General features: G+C 52.7%; 16 protein-coding genes. 4 read left to right on the forward strand and 12 right to left on the reverse strand.

What is annotated here, in order from left to right; genetic code table 11:
• The first annotated feature begins 291 nt into the window (after positions 1 to 291).
• Together JT719_RS14590 and JT719_RS14595 are read left to right on the forward strand one after the other, a co-directional pair.
• Positions 292 to 882, forward strand: a complete 591-nt coding sequence (locus JT719_RS14590; protein ID WP_207434056.1) for a Crp/Fnr family transcriptional regulator — start codon at positions 292 to 294, stop codon at positions 880 to 882.
• A gap of 166 nt (positions 883 to 1,048) precedes the next feature.
• Complete coding sequence (locus JT719_RS14595) at positions 1,049 to 1,678, forward strand: hypothetical protein (RefSeq protein WP_207434057.1); 630 nt, start codon at positions 1,049 to 1,051, stop codon at positions 1,676 to 1,678.
• Between the two features lie 161 nt (positions 1,679 to 1,839).
• Here JT719_RS14595 and JT719_RS14600 read toward each other — a convergent pair whose 3' ends face one another.
• Positions 1,840 to 3,882, reverse strand: a complete 2,043-nt coding sequence (locus JT719_RS14600; RefSeq protein WP_207434058.1) for a S9 family peptidase — start codon at positions 3,880 to 3,882, stop codon at positions 1,840 to 1,842.
• A gap of 95 nt (positions 3,883 to 3,977) precedes the next feature.
• Positions 3,978 to 4,538, reverse strand: a complete 561-nt coding sequence (locus tag JT719_RS14605; protein WP_207434059.1) for a cupin domain-containing protein — start codon at positions 4,536 to 4,538, stop codon at positions 3,978 to 3,980.
• A 430-nt stretch (positions 4,539 to 4,968) separates the two neighbouring features.
• On the opposite strand from JT719_RS14605, the gene JT719_RS14610 reads away from it, so the two are divergent.
• Complete coding sequence (locus tag JT719_RS14610) at positions 4,969 to 7,605, forward strand: glycoside hydrolase family 3 C-terminal domain-containing protein (RefSeq protein ID WP_207434060.1); 2,637 nt, start codon at positions 4,969 to 4,971, stop codon at positions 7,603 to 7,605.
• Positions 7,606 to 7,712: 107 nt separating this feature from the next.
• On the opposite strand, the gene JT719_RS14615 is transcribed toward JT719_RS14610, so the two are convergent.
• The 7 genes from JT719_RS14615 to JT719_RS14645 all read right to left on the reverse strand — a co-directional run bounded on the left by JT719_RS14615 (position 7,713) and on the right by JT719_RS14645 (position 13,593).
• The gene (locus JT719_RS14615; protein ID WP_207434061.1) at positions 7,713 to 8,723 is read right to left on the reverse strand and encodes a quinone oxidoreductase family protein; all 1,011 of its coding nucleotides are present in this window, start codon (positions 8,721 to 8,723) and stop codon (positions 7,713 to 7,715) included.
• A 1-nt stretch (position 8,724) separates the two neighbouring features.
• Positions 8,725 to 9,609 carry a PhzF family phenazine biosynthesis protein gene (locus JT719_RS14620; RefSeq protein WP_207434062.1) on the reverse strand — a complete coding sequence of 295 codons (885 nt, stop codon included), beginning with the start codon at positions 9,607 to 9,609 and terminating at the stop codon, positions 8,725 to 8,727.
• A 276-nt stretch (positions 9,610 to 9,885) separates the two neighbouring features.
• A complete protein-coding gene (locus JT719_RS14625) occupies positions 9,886 to 10,347 on the reverse strand; it encodes a DoxX family protein (RefSeq protein WP_207434063.1) in 462 nt (153 codons plus the stop codon).
• Between the two features lie 12 nt (positions 10,348 to 10,359).
• Entirely contained in the window at positions 10,360 to 10,713 is a 354-nt protein-coding gene (locus JT719_RS14630; protein ID WP_207434064.1) for a nuclear transport factor 2 family protein, read from the reverse strand.
• A 93-nt stretch (positions 10,714 to 10,806) separates the two neighbouring features.
• A complete protein-coding gene (locus tag JT719_RS14635; protein WP_207434065.1) occupies positions 10,807 to 11,391 on the reverse strand; it encodes a Crp/Fnr family transcriptional regulator in 585 nt (194 codons plus the stop codon).
• Between the two features lie 139 nt (positions 11,392 to 11,530).
• The gene (locus JT719_RS14640) at positions 11,531 to 12,643 is read right to left on the reverse strand and encodes a DUF4932 domain-containing protein (protein ID WP_207434066.1); all 1,113 of its coding nucleotides are present in this window, start codon (positions 12,641 to 12,643) and stop codon (positions 11,531 to 11,533) included.
• 35 nt (positions 12,644 to 12,678) lie between these two features.
• Complete coding sequence (locus JT719_RS14645; RefSeq protein ID WP_207434067.1) at positions 12,679 to 13,593, reverse strand: pirin family protein; 915 nt, start codon at positions 13,591 to 13,593, stop codon at positions 12,679 to 12,681.
• Positions 13,594 to 13,846: 253 nt separating this feature from the next.
• On the opposite strand from JT719_RS14645, the gene JT719_RS14650 reads away from it, so the two are divergent.
• Positions 13,847 to 14,881 carry an LLM class flavin-dependent oxidoreductase gene (locus tag JT719_RS14650; protein ID WP_207434068.1) on the forward strand — a complete coding sequence of 345 codons (1,035 nt, stop codon included), beginning with the start codon at positions 13,847 to 13,849 and terminating at the stop codon, positions 14,879 to 14,881.
• A 152-nt stretch (positions 14,882 to 15,033) separates the two neighbouring features.
• Here JT719_RS14650 and JT719_RS14655 read toward each other — a convergent pair whose 3' ends face one another.
• From JT719_RS14655 to JT719_RS25635, 3 genes are all read right to left on the reverse strand, one after another.
• On the reverse strand, positions 15,034 to 16,800 hold the full coding sequence (locus JT719_RS14655; RefSeq protein WP_207434069.1) for an APC family permease: 1,767 nt from the start codon (positions 16,798 to 16,800) through the stop codon (positions 15,034 to 15,036).
• Positions 16,801 to 17,100: 300 nt separating this feature from the next.
• On the reverse strand, positions 17,101 to 17,322 hold the full coding sequence (locus JT719_RS14660; protein ID WP_207434070.1) for a hypothetical protein: 222 nt from the start codon (positions 17,320 to 17,322) through the stop codon (positions 17,101 to 17,103).
• 4 nt (positions 17,323 to 17,326) lie between these two features.
• Positions 17,327 to 17,653 (reverse strand): DUF7683 domain-containing protein, encoded by a 327-nt coding sequence (locus tag JT719_RS25635; protein WP_423227977.1) that lies wholly within the window; start codon positions 17,651 to 17,653, stop codon positions 17,327 to 17,329.
• Positions 17,654 to 17,691: the final 38 nt, after the last annotated feature.

Raw genomic sequence — 17,691 nt, forward strand, 5'->3', positions numbered from 1 at the left:
ACCTTTAATTAGGGCTCACCTCATGTTTGTTTGTAGAAGAGTTACCTGGAAGCCTATAGAGAGGAAGCAAACTCAGGCAAGCGTTGGTTTGGCCTCAGAAACTGTTGAGAAAATCACAGGAGAAGTGATTGCAGAGCGGTTATAGTGTCTGTGTTCTTTGCTTTTCTATGGTAAGTAGCAGGTTGTTGTATAGAGCCTGTATTATTTGTAAATTACTGATACTAAGCCGCTGTTGTTGTTTTTCTACTGCTGATTACCTGCTGCCTATTCCATTTTCAACCCATTCTAGATATGACCGAGGGCCTGAAACAATTTTGTCGCCAGACCATTAGCATGCCCGCTCAGGATCTGGCCTTGATAGATGTCTACTTTAAGCCGGTACAACTGCGGAAGAAAGCATTTTTATGGGGAGCCGGAGAGATTTGTCCTGTCATCGGATTCCTTAGCCACGGTGCCATACGCCACTTTTTCTGTAAAGACGGCGAAGAAAAGACCTGCGGTATTTCGCTGGAAAACATGTTTTTCACCGATTATGACAGCTTTTACAACCGCCTCCCCTCCATCAGTAACTCGCAGGCCTTGGAAGATTCTTTGGTCTTAACCATTACCAAACCTAATCTGGATTCACTTTACCAGCAGAGTCCGCTTTTTGAATCCTTAGGACGCTTAATGGCGGAGAAATCTGCCCAGGCTGCCTCGGCCAGGGCGGCTTCGCTTACTTCTGATAAACCCGAAGAACGCTACTTGACCCTGCTGGAACAGAACCCGCAATTGTTCCGGCGCGTGCCGCAAAAGTATATCGCCAGCATGTTGGGCATCAGTCCGGAAAGTTTGAGCCGCATCAGGAAAAGAATTTTGACGCCCCGCAAAATCTTAACTTAAGTCAACGAGTTCAGGGATGTGTCCTCTGTAGTTTTGTCAGGTAATCAGCAACTTAAACCTTCTTGCTATCTACATTCAACCATTTGGAAGATACAAGTAGAAGCGCTCAAGAGCTAGGTTCCGGTTGCTGACCATGACGGTCATTAACTTTAATTTTTGATAAACTATGGAAACTACCATCCCTTTCACTTCCGCTAAAACAGAAGTAAACCGTAACCAGGCTTTCCTGAAAACCTGGCAAACCAACCATGTCCTGGCTAATGTGCTGGGCATGGGTTTGTTGCACACCGCTATTTCGCACGGCACTACCGGTAGGCATGGGGTTGATTTAACTCCGGTGCAATTTGCTGCCCACACCGCCTCTCTACTGGCCTTTGCTTTTATTTTGAATCTGCTGCAGAACAAAGCCTTGCAACTCAAATTTGACCGGGGCAACTTCACCGATTTAGGATATTTCCTGATCATCATTCCGGCCGCTTTCTGGTTAGGATATTACACCCTGTACATTCCTTTTGATATTCTGTTTATGTACCTGGCAATTGGCGGCATCAATGCTTTCCGGTTGAAATCATACTTTGCCAACGGTAAAAAGTGGGCTTGGCAAAGTGTGGTAATCCTCTTGATTGGGGCCATAGTAGGCATAGCAGTAGGACTTGCAGCGTGGCAAGGCTTCATAAAAGATATTCAAGGCCTGATGGCTGATTTTCTGCTCTGGCTCATCATCACTATTCCGGCTAGTGTTACATATACTGCTATTAGCAAAATGTTACTGAAACAGCATTTAATGGCTGAGTGACGAACGTGCCCAGTTGGGAACAAATGGATTCTTTGCCCAAATGTTTTAAAAATCAAAAAGTTCTGGTTTCCCTGAACAAGTGCTTTCCCAATTACATGGAAAGACTGCCAGAGGAAACCAGAACCTTTTTGCAATGATAAGAAGATGGGTAGCCGCTTACTTTACTCGCTTTTAGGAGTGGTAATGGCTACGGTTTTCACGTCAACGGTGATCTCTTTCAAGCGGGTGGCTACCGCCGGAGACATGGATTCCTGGTAGCGGCCGCCCAGGTGCTTGGCCAGGAATTTCTCAGCGGCAGCCAGCATGGCCATGTTGTTCACCGGCCGGGCAAAACCGTGGCCTTCGTCTGGGGCCACCAGGTACTCTACCGGAAAACCGCGGGTGCGGAGGGCCACCACAATCTGGTCAGACTCGGCTTTGTTCACCCGTGGGTCGTTGGAGCCCTGCACCACCAGCAGCGGGGCCTTGATTTTATCCGCGGAGTTCAGCGGCGATTGCCGCATGAGCTGTTCTTTGCCCTGTGGGGTGCTGGCATCGCCCATGCGTTGCGCGAACATCTTCCGGATAGATTCCCAGTAGGGCGGAATGGTGTTCAGAAGGGTAATCAGGTTGGACGGGCCCACAATAGAGACCCCGGCGGCATACACATCGGGGGTAAAGGCCAGTCCGGCCAGGGTTGCGTAGCCGCCGTACGAGACGCCCATGATGCCCACCCGTTTGGGGTCAACGGTGCCCTGCGCAATGAGGTGTTTCACACCCCAGGTGATATCGTCCTGCATTTTCTGGCCCCATTGCTTGTTGCCCTCGTTCAGGAATTTCTTCCCGAAACCGGTAGAGCCCCGGAAGTTGGGCGACAGAACCGCGTAGCCCCGGTTGGCCAGGAACTGGTGGTAGCTGTTGTAGCCCCACATATCACGTGCCCAGGGGCCACCGTGCGGCACCACTATCAGGGGCAGGTTTTTACCTGGGCTGTTTTTGGGCAAGGTGAGGTACGCGGGAATCTCCAAACCGTCAGATGATTTGTACCGGATCACCTGCATGGGCGCCAGATCCTTCACCGGTAACTTGGGCCGAGGCCGGTATTGGAAGGTCAATTGCTGGGTTTTGCGGTCCAGCAGGTACACTTCCTCGGGGTTCACATCACTGACGACATGCACCATCCAGTACTGTTCATACAGGGTAGCCGAGCCGGGGAACACCATTCTGTCGGCGTACTTTTTCTCTATCGGGCTGAAGTTCTTTTCATAGGATTGGTCTTTCCAGTAGCGGCGCAGCTTGTCATCCTGGTAGTTGATGAAGATAGGCTCGTGGGTGACCTCAGAAATACGCACCTGGCCTACATCCACCCGGTTCTTGGGATCGGTTTCCACCAGTTCCTCTTTCAGGGTGACGGGGTCAAACAACACCAGTTGCTGCAGGTTGCGGTTGCCGGTATCGGTTCTCAGGTAGAAGCGCTGGTTGTCTTTGTGGAACCCTACGGGAGCACTGGTCTCAAACACGGTGGCGCTGTAAATGGGCTTCAGGCCCTGGTCATCCACGCGCAGGATCTCGGTGGAGCCGTCCGGGGCTGAGCGGGTGGCCAGCCGCAGTTTGTCGTTCCATTCAAAGGTCCAGCCGGTGATGCGGTCGGTGTTCTGCCGTACCAGGGTCTTCTCGCCGGTGGTAATGTCCAGGCGGTACAGGTCATGCCAGGCTTTGTCGCGGTCGTTCAGGCCGATGTACATAATGTTGGGCTCTGAGCGGGACATATGCTGGATCATCACGCGGGCGTTAGGCACATTGGTGAGGGCGCGGGTAGGGGGAAGCGCCTGCCCGGCAGCCGGTGCCTGACTGGGTTGCACGGCATACAACTGGAAGTTCTCATTGCCGCCTTTGTCCTGGATGTAGAGCAGGTTTTTCCCGTCTCTGGACCAGGTGTAGGCATTGATGGGGCGGATGGAATCAGCGGTCATGGGTTTGCCGGCCGAGAAAGGCTCTTCGCGCTTCTTCACCCAGATGTTGCGGGTGCCTTTGTAGGGTTTGATGAAGGCGATGTAAGCACCGTCTGGGGAGAGTTGGGCGTTGATGATCTCGGGGTCCCCGAAGAAGAGTTCCCGGTCAATGAGCGCGGGAAGCTGGCTCTTCTGTTGGGTCTTCTGCGCTGCCAGTTCAAGGGAAAGCAGCAACGGGATCAAGGCCAGAAACAAGCGGATACGTTTTTGCATGATTTTTCTGATTTGAGGAGAAAAACGCGTTTCAAGCAGCAGTCATACCTTTCATAAAGGAACCGAAGAGCTGAAAAGGGCAGGTAGCGCACAGATTAGTCTACCGCCAGCGTGGGGCCTACAATCTCCATCTCATGCTGGAGAAAAATTTGGGCAATCTGTTCCGGCGTGGGTTCTCCTTGGAAAGCGGCCATCGTCACAAAGAATTCTTCCAGTTTACCGGCGGGTTGCACCAGCACCGTCATCTTGCCGGTAGAACTTACCTGGGTCCAGGCGTGCGGGACTTTCCGGGGCAGGAAAATAGTATCGCCCGGACCGAGGCGGTATTTGTCTGCGCCCACCTGGAAGAGGTACTCGCCCTCCAGCACCCGGAAAACCTCATCCTGCCCGGGATGCACGTGCAAGGGCGTGCCCCGCAGGGGCGATAAGCTGGTTTGCTCAAAGATGGCCAGCGCCCCGTTGGTGTCTTTTCCCGATACCTTTACATCCAGCACATTGGAATTGACTCCCCGCAAACGCAGGTGCCCGTGGTATCTTCCCTCGCCAACATTCACTTTGAACCCTTTAACTGGATCAGGGGCGCGTAGTGTTAGGCCGGTGAAGGAGAACAGGGGAGTGGCGGCCAGGAGGGTGCGTAAAAACCTGCTTCTTTTCATGGATTAAGGGAAAAAGCGGAAGGTCCTTAGTACGCGGGGAAGGAGGCGTTTTTGCTATCTGGTGATGAGAGGAGATAGCGGTGAGTGGCTACCTAAGTTAGCAATTGTTTCCCCTAAATGAAATTTCTGGCGGTACAATCTGCAATGCTCATTTATTATAGCGGGAGTTGTTTTTAGCCCGTTCTGGCAAACCCAGGGCAAAACCAACCAGCAGCCCCGAGACGTAGGTATTTCAAGGTACCTGTTTTGAGCCGAGTTTCTGAAAAACAAGCGTGAAACGATAGGCAGAAGCAGCGGTTTTTGAAAAGAGTGATCCCTAAAAAATACATTGCTATTTCAGCAATATTGCTCCGTTTTAAGCGGAAGTTTTTGAAAAAATCACCAACTTACGGGTTCATCCACTATTTCTGGGCTAAATTTCCCTTGTTTCATGAAAAAAGCGGTTCTTTTTGTCTTTCTCAGTGCCATCGTTGGCATAGCGGCGTTTACCTCCGCTAAAAAAGAAGAAAAATATGCGTATCCGTTCCAGGACCCGTCCCTCACCATTGAGGCCCGGGTGAACGATCTGGTCTCACGCCTCACCCTGGAAGAGAAGGTGGCGCAGATGCTCAACTCGGCCCCGGCCATTGACCGCCTGGGCATTCCCAGTTACGACTGGTGGAACGAGGTGCTGCACGGCGTGGCCCGTACGCCTTACAAAGTGACCGTGTACCCGCAGGCCATCGGGATGGCCGCTACCTTTGACACCACTTCCCTGCAGGTCATGGCCGATTTCTCCGCCCTGGAAGGCCGTGCCATTTACAACAAAGCCATTCAGGAGGGTAAAAGCGGACAGCGCTACGTGGGTCTGACCTATTGGACGCCTAACATCAACATCTTCCGGGATCCACGCTGGGGCCGCGGACAGGAAACCTATGGCGAGGACCCGTTCCTTACCGCCATGCTGGGCCGGGCGTTTGTGCGCGGCTTGCAGGGCGATGACCCCAAATACCTGAAAGCGGCGGCCTGCGCCAAGCACTACGCCGTGCACAGCGGTCCGGAGCCCGAGCGCCACGTGTTCAACGCCACCGCTACCAACTATGACCTGTGGGATACCTATTTGCCCGCTTTTGAAGAACTGGTGGTGAACGCCAAAGTAGCCGGGGTGATGTGCGCGTACAATGCCTTCAGAGGCCAGCCTTGCTGCGGCTCCGATGTGCTCATGAACGATATCCTGCGCAACCAGTGGCAGTTCACCGGCTATGTCACCTCTGACTGCTGGGCCATTGACGACTTCTTCAAGAACCACAAAACGCACCCAGACGCTGCCTCAGCCTCAGCTGACGCGGTGATGCACGGCACCGACATTGACTGCGGTACCGATGCGTACAAGGCCCTGGTGCAAGCTGTGCGGGAAAACAAGATCACTGAGCGCATGATTGATGTATCGGTGAAGCGTTTGTTCACCATCCGTTTCCGTTTGGGCATGTTTGATCCGGCCGCCATGGTGAAATACGCGCAGACCTCGCCCGACGTATTGGAAAGCGCTCCGCACAAGGCCCACTCGCTTAAAATGGCGCAGCAGTCTATGGTGCTCCTGAAAAACGACAAGAACACTCTGCCACTCAAGAAGAACCTGAAGAAAATCGCTGTGATCGGTCCTAACGCCGATAACCCGATTGCCGTGCTGGGGAACTACAACGGGATTCCTTCTGAGATTGTGACCGCCCTGCAGGGGATCAAAAACAAAGTAGGCACCGGTACGCAAGTGGTGTACGAGCGGGCTTCTACCTTCACCAAAGACACCCTGCTGGTCTACACCGATATTAAGTCGCAGCTGAGTTTTGAGGGCAAACCCGGCGTGAAAGCCGAGTACTTCAACAACGCCGAACTGAAAGGTCAGCCGGTAGCCACCCGCCAGGAAGCCGAGATCAACAACTTCTGGCAGGAAGGCGAGACCGTGGTAGGTACCATGAAAGCCTATAACTTCTCGGCCCGCTACACCACAGATTTCACCGCCAAAAACACCGGCTCCATTACCCTGGAAGTAGAAGGCGATGACGGCTACCGCCTGTTGGTAGACGGCAAAGAGCAGCTCAACGCCTGGACCCGTAACCGCTGGGGTGCGAAGAGCTTTAAACTGGCTACGCAGCAAGGCAAAACCTACCGCCTGGTACTGGAATACAACCAGGATGGCGGCAAAGCCTCGGTGCAGCTGCGCGCCGGTAACCTGGCCAAGTCAGATTTCAAGGCCTTGGCCAACCGCGTGAAAGACGCCGATGCCATCATCTACGTGGGCGGTATCTCGCCGCAGTTGGAAGGTGAGGAGATGAAAGTGAACGAGCCCGGCTTCAACGGCGGCGACCGCACCTCCATCCTGTTGCCCAAAGTGCAGACCGATCTCATGAAAGAACTCAAAGCCACCGGCAAGCCTGTGGTGTTCGTGATGATGACCGGTAGCGCCATCGCTATTCCGTGGGAAGCCCAGAACATCCCGGCCATCGTGAACGCCTGGTATGCGGGTCAGAGTGCAGGTACGGCCATCGCTGATGTGCTGTTCGGGGACTACAACCCTGCCGGTCGTTTGCCGGTGACCTTCTACAAAAGCGATGCAGATCTGCCAGGCTTCGGCGACTACTCCATGGAGAACCGCACTTACCGCTACTTCAAAGGGCAACCGCTGTATGGTTTTGGGCATGGCCTTAGCTATACCACCTTCACCTATGACAAACTGGAGCTGCCTAAAGAAAGCAAAGTGAACACCCCGGTAACCGTGAGCGTGCGCGTGACCAACTCCGGCAAAAGGGACGGCGAAGAAGTGGTGCAGCTGTACCTCAACCGCCAGGTGAACGGCTACAAAACACCTATCAGAGCCTTGAAAGGGTTTGAACGCATCAGCCTGAAACGCGGCGAAAGCAAAGTGGTGACGTTTACGCTTCGTCCGCAAGACTTAACGGTGATTGATGTAGACGGTACGGCCCGACACCTGCCCGGTAACGTGACCATTAGCGTAGGCGGAGGTCAGTCAGATGCGGCTACCAAAAAAAGCAAGAAAACGGTGGAAGGCACATTGGCTTTAAGCAAGTAAAGGAATTGCAAAGGGAAGCTTGCCCATAGGCATGCAACTCTTTAAGTGATTTGGCCCCGATTCTGGTCTGTTTTAACGTAAACAGGCCAGAATCGGGGCTGGTTTTTTCAGGCGATCTTCATCACCAACTTCCGGCCCTTTGCCTGGTTGTTTTCCAACAGGGAGTGAGCTTGCTGCACGCTCTCAACACAAAGCCCGCCCACAAGATGGATGGGAGGTGGCGTGAGTTGTTCCAGGTCAATCAGGTGAAGAAGTTTTTGGAGCTGCCGGCCATAATAGGCTAAATCAGATCGGTTTCCGCTTAACGTGTAGGCGTAGTTTGAGATACTGACAATGGTGGCTCCTTTGTCAAACAAAAGCTCTTTCGCCTTATTGGTTGCCAGGTATGTGATGTCAGTGTAGACACCGTTTACTTTGAGAACCTCACTGCAGACTTCTGAGATTTCGCCGCCTACCAGATCAATGCAGTAATCAAAGGGGCGACCGTTGTTGCGGGCTAATAGATTTTGGGCGAATACGGGGCTTCTGTATTCCAGAATATTTTCTTCTGGAACGCCTAAGCTGAGCAAATGGTCTTTGCTTTCACTGCTTCCGGCCGCAGTAATGATTTGGCGGTAGCCGTTAGAGATGAACAGCTTTATCAGCATGGTGCCCACGCCGCCAGCGCCACCTCCAATGAACAGGGAGTGGTGTTTGGCAGCGGCCAAGCGCTCATAGCATTGCAGGGCCGTAAGCCCCACCATGGGCAGGGCGGCCGCCTGCTCAAAGCTAATGTTCCGGGGCTTGAGGGCAAGGAGTTCCTGCGGAATGCTGATGTATTCTGCGTACGTGCCGTTCGAGCCCAGGCTTCCCACATAAGCCACCACTTCATCGCCTTCTGAAAATGCATCCACCTCGCTTCCTGCTGCTGTCACAATCCCAGACAATTCTCTCCCCAGAATTGGCGAGCTAAGCAGTTTGCTTTCTGTTGCCCCCTGGCGCATTTGGTAGTCAATGGGGTTGAAGGCAGTGGCTTTGATCTTCACCAATACATTTCTGGCGGTGTTTTGGGGCATGGCTACTTCTTCAATTACAAAGTTGTGGGCGCCGCCAAATCCTTTCAGAACAACTGCTTTCATTCTATTCAATACTGAAGGAAACCCGACGCGTGGAAACGCCTTTTCCTCCAACCATTATTTTCTCAATTTCTCCATTTGTCACCGTTAAATTGGCAGTGAGCAAGCTAGGCGAAGGAGTTGGCATAAAGTGCCCTTGTTGAATGAGGAACTGCTGTTTCTTTACATGCAGGACATCATACAGGTAAGCAGCCAGAGGCCCGGCCGCCATTCCCGTAGCGGCTTCTTCTTCTATACCGTACCTGGGCCCAAACATTCTGGTACTGGCATCTCTACCGGGTTCTTCTGTCTGGGTGCAGAAAACATAATAGCCGATCAAATCAAGTTCTTCACTGATTCTATGAATCAAGGCAAGATCTGGAATGATCCTGGCGAGTGCCTGTGGCCCCGAGACCGGAATAAGGGCAAAGGAATTTCCGCTACTGGCAATCATGATGGGAGCTCCGGCTAACAGGTCTTCCTCTTGTAAGGACAAGGAGGCAAGTATCTCCCCGGCTCTGGCGTTTATCTCCAGGTAGGAGGGCTTCGGTTGCTCCATGAAAGCCTGTTCTCCTTCCAGCAAAATGGCTCTGGTACCGTCAATCGTTTCCTTGGAAGAATGCTGACTTTTGATTTTACCCAGCTGGTTCAGGTAAGAAAAAGTAGCAATGGTGGCATGCCCGCAGTGGGCAATTTGCCGGGTAGGCGTAAAGAAATCAAGCTTGAAATCTGCCACCGTTGAGCTTGAGACAAAAGCAGTTTCAGATAATCCCAGTTTAGCCGCAATCTGCAGCTTCTGTGCATTGGTAAGGTGGTCAGCGTTTAACACCACTCCGGCCGGGTTTCCGCCAGTGTTGTGGTCAGTAAAGGCGTTCAAGATAGTTACTTCTACTTGGGTAGGAAGGTCCATGTTTTTAGAGTTGATAGAGGGTTCTGTTTCTGGGGTATAATGCGAATTCAATCACCGTTCGAATACTCTTGACAACGGAACCTGCCGGCACCCCTAACCTTGCTGAAGTTTGCGATTTCAAGCTTGTTTCAGTTAAAAGGACCTTAAAACAGCAGGAAAGGTGAACTGTGCCGTTTCTGGCAGGAATTCCAGAATTCTTTATTGGATGAAGCCAGTGACGATGGAAACGCTTTTATCGTCACTGGCTTCATCGTAGGCCTAATCGCAGATTCTCCGTCAGGCGTGGGAGGATTTTTGTTTCGGGCTGATCACCCGGTCCAGGGAGTACTTGCCGCCACCCGAGATGAACAGGGCCAGGGACATGCCAATCCACAGCAGGAAGTACTCATAACCTTCGCCGGCCATGTTCCCGAACCAGTTCATGAAGAACCCATTCTGGATGTGCGTAGTGAACACAATGCCCAGGGCCAGCAGCGTGTAAGCGAAAGCAATGAACCGGGTGGCAATACCCGCAATCAGCGCCACGGCGCCCACAGATTCCAGCAGGATGATTACGAACCCTACGAGCCAGGGCAGACCCATGGTATCGGTGAAGAAGGTCATGGTGCCGGTGAAGCCGTATCCGCCGAAGAGGCCCAGCAATTTCTGCGCGCCGTGCGCTAGCACCACCACGCCTAACAAGATTCTCAGGATGGAAAGAGACCAGGACGCATCGGTCTCAAAGAATAACTTTTTCATGGTTCTTCGGGCTTAGGCGTTGTAGTAGAATTTCTCCTTGATGATCTGACCGTCTTGCCATTCCTGCACCGATACCTGGGTGTAGTTGCGCACCCCCCAGTCTTTGTGGGTGTAATCGTAGTGCCATTCTACCATGCTCACGCCTTCGCCCACGGTCACCTTCAACGGCTTGGCCGACCGGAACTCGGTGATGGAGTGGAAGAACTGTTCTTCGCGTTGGCGGTTGGCGGCTTTGCCCACGGTGGGAAGGTGGTCGTTTTCCTGCATCACCACGTCTTGGTGGTAATACTTTTCAAAGGCTTCTAAAGCCTTGTCCTGAAGCACCAGGTCGTTCAGGTCGCTGATTTTTTGGAGTAATGTTTCCATGATCTTTGGGTTAATTGATTGTTACAAAGATCATAGAGCGCCGCCAGGCCCGAAATGAACTAGGTTAAGAAAGGAGGTTAACCTAGATTAATGTCACTGCTCCAGAATGAGCTGGTGGCGCAGCTTACTCAGAAACTCCTTGGTGATGCCCAAATACGAGGCGATCATGTACTGCGGCACCCGTTGCTCAATCTGCGGGTACTGCGCCCTGAACCGCAGGTACCGTTCTTTGGCCGTGGAACTGAAGTTCTGGATAATGCGCTTCTCAGAGGCCACGTACGCTTTCTGGAGAATAATCCGGAAGAAGCGTTCCAGCTTGGGGATTTCCTGGTAGAGCTGCTCCAGGTTCTCATAGGAGAATTGCATTACCTCAGAGTTTTCCAGGCACTGCACGTTGTAGTAAGCCGGGGTTTGGGTAATGAAGCTGCCCAGATCAGAGGTCCACCAGTTTTCAACCGCGAACATCACAATGTGTTCCTGGCCTTCCTGATCGGTGTAGAACGTCTTGAGGCAGCCAGACACCACAAAGTTCTCATAACGGCACACATCGCCCTGCTGCACCACAAACTGGCCTTTCAGGTACTTGCGGGAGTTAACCCTGGAAAGCAGAATGGTTTCCTCCTCCTCCGTCAGGTCAATGTAGTTTCTGATGTAGGCGAGTAGCGGTTGTGCGTTCATGTTACTTTTTCGGTTGCGGTGAGTGCCTGTAAAATTGAGGTTTTCTTTTTATTCTCCCTCGCTGCTTTTCAGGCCTGATTTTCTTAAAAGAGCCCTAAAATGATACATGACAGCGAAGTTTCAAAGGCCAGGAAAGCGGCTACTTCGCTTGCAAAGCACCCAAGGAAGCAATAAGTACCGGCAGGTAGTCTTCCAGGCGGGGGTATTGCTTGCGGTTCTGCTCATAGTGCTGCAGTTGTTGCAGGAAATGCGGCAGGTACATCCAGTCCTGGTAGGCGCGTTGCAGGTTCTGGCTTTCCTGCTGGTTCCCCATCTGCTGGGCAATCCTGATCTCGCCGGCCCGGACCAGGTGCTCGTTGAATGAGGTAAGCCAATCAGAATATTGCCCTTGGTTAGGAATAGGTTTGAACAGGTGCTGGTATCGGTTGATCTGCTCCGCAAGGCGAGGCTGCGACGTGAGCGGGTTCACGAACGAATGCCCGAACTCATGTACCGATAAATTCCGGATCTCTGCCGGATTATCGTAGCCCGCTTCCAGCACCTTTGCCCCGGCACCAAGGCGCTGCTCCTGCAGCGGCGCGGCAATGTTGTAGATGTGTACCTGGCCGTTGTGCTGGATCTGCCAGGAAAGCCCCCAACCCGATTTGAAGGAAGGCATGACCACCAAATGGTAGCTGTCTTTCTTGGCGCCGTAGTAGGCTTCCAGCGCCGGGATGAAGTTGGCCCCGGGCAGGTTGCGCTGCACTTCCTCTTTGGCCAGTTTGTAAAGCAGTTGGTTCTGGGCGAAGTACTTCTCAAAACTAGCCTCCTGGTAAAACCGGGAAGCCAGCCTGAAGTACTCCTGCACCAGCAAATTCGCCGAGTCAAGATTAGGATGGATCTCCCGGAGGATTACCTCAGAAATCGGGTGTTTTAGGGCTGGTTTCGGGAAATCAGTGTAAAAAAGGCCCAGCAGATACACCCCGGTCCCAATCTTGTCTGACATGCGCTGGGTAGCCACCACCGCCGGATGGTCTTTGTAGGGCTTGAAGTGCTCATAGTTGAGCCGCATCAGGCGGGTGGTTCTGTAGAGATAAGGATCTTCTGCGGAGTCTTTCAGGAAAGCCGTGGAGATCTGGTTGTTGAGCGTGCTCAGCAGCTCAATGTTCCTGTTGACTTCCACCAGAATCTCTTTCCGCTGGGCTATTGCCTGGAATCCAAACAAGAGAAGCACCAGCGCGAGACAAAGGAACCGTGGCAGGGAGGCGTTCACAGTCGTTCAGTTCAGAGTCTTTTGAAGTGATTTTCTCAGGAAAGGGCTTGTGGCGAGGGACTGCCGGCCGGGCGGGATTTGTCTTCGGGCAGCGGCACATATTCAGAGTTGTCATTGGGCGGAAGCAGGATGCGACCTTCCTTCCAATCGGCTTTGGCTTGTTCAATGCGTTCCTTGTGGGAGGAGACAAAGTTCCACCAGATAAACCGTTCGCCCAGCGGTTCGCCGCCCAGCATCATGAGCGTGGTGGGTTCTTTGGCGGTGAGTACCGGGTCTACGCCTTTGTTGAACACCAGCATCTGCCCGGCGCCGTAGGTTCTGCCGGCTACTTCCAGGCTTCCTTTGGCAATGTAAATGCCGCGTTCGGCATGTTCCTGAGGCAGGCCAAAGCGCGCGTCCTGGTCCAGGATCACGTGCAGGTAAAAAAGCGGCGAATGCGTCTTGACGTTGTTCCGCAACCCGAAGGCATCGCCGGCAATCAGGCGCATCCACACACCGGAATCGGTGTAGATGGGCAGTTGCTCGGGTCTGTAGTTGTCAAAGGCGGGCGCGGCTTCCTCGTCTTTCTCGGGCAGGGCCACCCAGGTCTGGATCATCTCCAGTTCGCCGCCCGCCAGGGTAGCCGGGTCCTCAAAGCGCTCTGAGTGGGCAATGCCGCTGCCGGCCGTCATCCAGTTCACCTCGCCCGGGCGTATGATCTGCTCTACGCCCAGACTATCGCGGTGCGTGACCTGGCCGCCAAACAGGTAACTGACTGTAGACAGGCCGATGTGCGGGTGCGGCAGCACATCCAAAGACTGCACCAACGGCGGCTGAATGTCTACCGGACCGGCATGGTCCATGAAGATGAAAGGCCCCACCATGCGGCGCAGGCGGAAGGGGAGAATCCGGCGCACATCCATTCCGGGGGCCAGCGATGCTTTTCGGGCTTCAATGACAAGGTCCAGCATACGGGTTTGGTTTTTTCCTACTTTAAAAAACTAAATACCTGGCAGATTGGCAAGAAGAATTTTCAGAATCAGGTACTTGGGGCAGAGCAGGCTTTGCCCACCAGAAGGTGCACAAGTAAGGATAGATCCAGGGGAACGAAGTGCTCTGAACCTGTTTGGTGTGGATAAAAACAGGAGCCATTCGGGCAGGCTTTCGTAGAGACAATTTACTGCAGGGCTTTACTTACACAAAAAGATGTAGTAACATTGATTTATGGAAATAGGCATTACCACGTTCGTTGAAAACACCCCCAACCCCGAGACCGGCAAACTCTTGAGCCCCTATGAGCGGATGAGCAACCTGATGGAGGAGATAGAACTGGCCGACCAACTGGGGCTGGATGTTTTCTCCATTGGCGAGCATCACCGGCCCGATTTTATTGTTTCCTCACCGGCTGTAGTGCTCGCGGCAGCGGCGGTGAAGACCAGGAACATCAAACTTTCCAGCGCGGTGACGGTGCTCAGTTCCGATGATCCGGTGCGGGTATTCCAGGACTTTGCCCACGTTGATCTGCTGTCCGGGGGCCGGGCCGAGATCATGGCCGGGCGTGGGTCGTTTATTGAGTCTTTTCCGCTTTTCGGGCAAGATCTGAAAGACTACAATACGCTGTTCTCTGAGAAGCTGGAACTGCTCATGCTGCTGAACAAAACCGAAAAAGTAACCTGGAAAGGCAAGCACCGGCCCGCCATTGACAACCTGGGCGTGTACCCCCGGCCGCACCAGAAAGAACTACCCATTTGGGTAGCCGTGGGCGGAACACCGGAATCGGTGGTGCGGGCGGCCAGCAACGGTCTGCCTATGGCGCTGGCCATCATCGGCGGCTCGCCGGAGCGGTTTGTGCCGTTCACCAATCTGTACAAAGAAGTCTACCGCAAAGCCGGCCATGACCAGGCGAAGTTCCAATTAGGCATCAACTCGCACGGCTACATCGCGGATGATTCCCAGAAAGCCGCTGATGAATTTTACGGACCCTATGCCTACCTCATGAGCCAGATAGGCCGGGAGCGGGGCTGGTCGGCTATGAACCGGGAGCAGTTTGAGATGATGCGCGCCCCCGAGGGTTCCTTGCTGGTAGGCAGCCCGCAGCAAGTGATTGACAAGATTCTGTGGGAGTACGAGCTGTTCGGGAACACCCGTTTCCTGTTCCACATCAGCGTGGGCACCTTGCCGCACGAGAAAGTGCTCCGCGCCATTGAACTACTAGGCACGGTGGTAGCCCCGGCGGTGAAGAAGGCAGTGGCTAAGTAACTACTTCCTCGTTCAAGCCATCGGTTGATATCCGTTTCAGAGCTGTTTTCACAGAAATAGCCCTAAAACACAAATCCCCGGCACCCATGCCGGGGATTTGTGTTTTGTAAGCAGGTTGAGGGGCAAAATAACAAGCTTAAACGCACCAAGCCTTAGATCACCAACCGTACACCGCCTAACTCTTGCAGGCCGTAGATGAACCGGTCTCCGGGAGAGCCAATGAACATGAAGTTTTTGGGGATGTTCCACTTGGTGGAGAGCTCCTGGATCAGCTGCGGCCCGAAGTGCCCCCTGAGTACCACAAAATCTACCTCCAGTTCTGGATAAGCCCGATCCAGCACTTCTACCTCGTGCATCAGTTTGGTAGGTGGTTCTTCGCCTTCCCGCAGCACGTTCACAATCTTTATTTTCTTTGTTTGCTCGTTCTGCACAATGTAGCGCATCACCTTGTTGATGTTGGCGATGTTGTCGCCGCGGGTGAAAAAGACGAATTCCTGCGATCTGATTTTATGGATCAGGCGCATGAGGTTGTACGAGGTAAGCGGCAGTATCTTCTCCAGAGGCCCTTCTATCTGCTGCAGCAAATACGTGAAAAGTCGCAGCAGCCTGATCCGGAACAGCATGATAAACACCACCGATACCGTTGGGATAAAGTACTTGAGGAACACTACCAGATAGGCGGGGTTCAGGATAGCGTTCCCCACCAGGGCCACAAGCACCGCAGAAATAGCCACAAACAGAACAATGCCAGTAGCACGTACCGGCCGCGGAAGCCGATTCCGGCGTATTTTCAGCAGAATATTGCCAATCCCAAACAAGGCCATCACGGAAAGGAAGGAGATGGTGTACACGCCTGCCAGGGCCCCGATATCGCCGCGGGTGATCAACAGAATGGAGACACACAGCAGAAAGAAGCTGATCATGATCAGGTAAGCGGAGCCTCGTTTATTGGTGGTCAGGAGAAACTGGGGCAGGCAGCGGTCCAGGGTCATGCGGTGCACCAGGCCCGTTACCCCCACGTAGGAAGTAAGCACGGCGCCGCTCAGTACCATCGCGGCATTCACCGAGACAAGGATGGCCAGCCAATGACCGCCCGCTACTTCTCCCAGGTAGGCCAGCAACGCGGCCTGGTGTTCTGGTATAGTCGCCATGGGCACAATGGCTATGGCCAGGAACGCCGTTAACGGGTTAAAAATGGTAACCGCCAGCCACATGTTGCGCAGGGTTTTGGGGAATACGCCCGGCGCTTGCTCCTCCACAAAGTTGGCGGAACTCTCAAACCCCGAAATCCCCAGCATAGCCGCCGCAAACCCGAAGAACAGGGCCCGCCAAATGCTTCCTTGCAAAGGCTGGCTGTAGTTGAGGGCCAGCGTATCAAAACCGTGGTTAAACAGATAAAAGAAGCCCACCAATACCAGCAGGGTAAGCGTGGTAATGTGGGTGATAAAGATAATGATGGCCACAATGGATGATTCCCCGATACCCATAATGGTCAGGCCCATAAAGAAAGCCAGCAACCCGATGGTGGCGTACATGATGGGAAGGCCCTCCCATAGGTGATGTACGTAGTGCATGGCCTCGGTGGCAGAGATCACGGCCGTGGCCATGTAAGACAGCAGAGTAAGGCAGGCGGCCAGGGAAGCGGTACTCTTGCTGGTGGTATTGAGCAAGGCGTTGTAGGCCCCGCCGTTCAAGGGGAGGGCACCCACCACCTCGGCATAGATGCTCCGGAAGAGGTACAGAACCCCACCCACCATCAGAAGCGCCACCCACGCGTACTGCCCCGCGTAAAGAATAGCAAGCGCCGACACGTACAGACACGAAGACGTAATATCGTTCCCGCAAATGGCCGTGGCCGCTAACTCTCTCAGTTTAGGCGCGTGCGTAGGGGAAATAGCATTGGTTAAGTCTTTTTCCATCAATCTTCCTCTATAAGGCTATGTGCGGCCGTTTCTTTCCCAAAATTTCTGGAGTGCCTGCTTCAGACGTTGCAGGTGCAGCAGTGACCAGGGGTATTCAGAACCAAACTACTATACGATAGAAGCCTGAATGGAAGATATCAAAATTTCTATATGGAGTTGTTACTGGATATGAAAAAAAGTAGCGGAAAGCTTTACATCGCCAGGGTAGGGTCTCCGCTCCCTTTCTGATGCGGGTAGAAACCCCAGGCATGAGATATGTGCGGCAGGTAGCCACTACACACCTCATGCGTTGAGTTCCTAAAACTGGGTTTTGTTTTTCTTTCTCTGTCTGATAAACCACCGGATGATCACAACATCCCAGATGATTAGAAAAGCCACAAACAAGCCCCAGAAGACAAAGCCTTCGGTTCCTAAGTTCTTGAACTGCGGCCTGACAAGCTTGTCGTAGAGCAATCCAACATAGAAGAAAATAAGCAGGAAGGAAAAAAGCAGGAATGCAAGTAGTAGGAGTTTCTTCAAATAGCTATTCGTGGATTTTGTAGCAGCAAAGGAAATACAATTTGTTATCTGTATCGAAGCAGAAGCCTATACTTTCAAAGTATTCTTTTAAACATCCAGTGATTTTGTAGCAGTCGTATAAGTTTAGATCATATTGAGAGGGTTTGATGATTTTTTTTACTTCTTCTAGGCTGAAATCAGGAATCGGAATTTCATCAATCAACTCTTCTGTTTCCTTGTCCAAGACACTGAACTGCCTCATAATTTTCATACTTATAAATTGATGGAGATAAAGGTGTTTTTTGGGTGTTTTTAGTTTTTTGGGCCAAATATAGAAGGATTTTTGCACCATAACTACTAAGCCTGTTATGTAGATTTTATCCAATTAAA

The sequence above is a fragment of the Sabulibacter ruber genome (genome assembly GCF_017355955.1).
Classification (GTDB): domain Bacteria; phylum Bacteroidota; class Bacteroidia; order Cytophagales; family Hymenobacteraceae; genus Nibribacter; species Nibribacter ruber_A.